Annotated in this window: 2 protein-coding genes; one reads left to right on the top strand and one right to left on the bottom strand. The window is 58.7% G+C overall.

Annotated elements, in window-relative coordinates:
- The coding region (locus ABYB95_RS23410; protein ID WP_372662750.1) for a glycosyltransferase at positions 1–291 on the top strand (291 nt) is incomplete at its 5' end.
- On the opposite strand, the gene ABYB95_RS23405 is transcribed toward ABYB95_RS23410, so the two are convergent.
- The coding region (locus tag ABYB95_RS23405) for a glycosyltransferase (RefSeq protein ID WP_372662747.1) at positions 270–1,478 on the bottom strand (1,209 nt) is incomplete at its 5' end. The two genes, ABYB95_RS23410 and ABYB95_RS23405, sit on opposite strands and share 22 nt — an antisense overlap.

Below are 1,478 nucleotides of genomic sequence, written 5' to 3'. Positions count from 1 at the left end.
GTGTTCCCGTCGCTGTACGAGGGCTTTGGGTTACCCGTTCTTGAAGGCTTTGCATCGCGCATTCCCGTTGTCGCATCGAACACCACTTCGCTTCCTGAAGTTGCAGGTGATGCCGCTTTGTTGGTCGACCCCCAGTCGGTTGATGAGATTGCCGATGCGATGTTGCAAACCGTCGAGCACGCAGGATTGCGTGATGCTCTTGTCGCGCGCGGACTGATTCATGCGCAGGCCTTTACCTGGCAAGCCACAGCCGCGCGTACCCTTGCCGCTTACCGCCGTTGCCTGCCTTGATCGGCGAGCAGCAGTTGTTGGTACAGCTGCACATGACTCGCTGACATAGCCTCCACCGAATACGGATCTCTGGCGTGTGCCAGTGCGTTCGCCCCATATTCCGCGCGCAGGATTTCATCTTTGAGCAAAGCATCGAGCGTTTTTCCTAGTGCAACCGCATCGCCCACTGGAACGGCGACACCGGTCTTTCCAGAGATGTTGACTCGGTTGACGCCGTTGCACAACTGCGTACACACCACCGGCTTGCCACAGGACATGGCTTCGAGCTGTACCAGGCCAAAGGCCTCCATCGCAGTGACGGAGGGAAGGCAGAAGAGGTCGCAGGCGTGGAAATACGCACCAAGGTCTTGCTCGGCGATCCGTCCGCAGAAGTGCACACGGTCGGACAAACCGAGCCGCGCAGCCTGTTGCATGAGCGAGGCTTTCAGGGGGCCGTCCCCCCCGAGCATCAGAACGGCTTGTGTGTGCTGCATGGCATCGATCAGTACGTCGAAACCCTTGTAAGAAACATGGCGTCCAAGCGCAAAAATCAGCCCTCTACCGGTAGCCTGCGCAACTAGGTTTGTCCGCAATGCTTCGGTGCGTGGTGTGAGTTTCAGGGGCTGGTAATCCAGGCCGTAGGGGATAACGTGCCGCCTTGCAGCGGGGATATCGGGAGGGATCAACGGAGAAGTTTCGAAGTGTGCCGGTGTGGCCGCTACTAGTGCCGCCGCTTTTCGCGCCTCACGCTGCAAAGCCGGCCGGTATAGCCTTAGCAGGTATTTTTGGCTCACGATGTCGCTGTGCCAAGTGATGACCCGAGGCACATCTGCCGGCAGACACAACGAAGCAAAGTGGGTGAGCGGGTCGGGAAAGTGGAGATGAAATAGGTCGAACGGCTGCTCACGGTGCAGGCGCCTGGCACTGGCGACCAGCGCAGGTGACATTGAGGTACGGAAGGCCATCCCAAAGGATGGTGCTTGAACCAGGCGGAAACCGTCGACGGAGTCGTCGAGCCCTCTCAGGTCACGGGATGCCACCAGATTGACCACGTCTACACCTTGCGCAGCCAGGCCTTTGCACAGCAGGTGAGCATGTCGCTCGACGCCACCGTGTTGCTCATTCCAGAAGCGTCCGAACTGGAGCACTCTCATGCTGTGTGGCCCATAGCGTTCATAGCATTTCGGATAAGTACAAAGGTACACCCT

The sequence above is a fragment of the Hydrogenophaga sp. genome (assembly GCF_041633695.1).
Classification (GTDB): domain Bacteria; phylum Pseudomonadota; class Gammaproteobacteria; order Burkholderiales; family Burkholderiaceae_C; genus Hydrogenophaga.
Note: the sequence above shows the minus strand (reverse complement) of the source record. Positions and strands in the feature narration are given on the sequence as shown.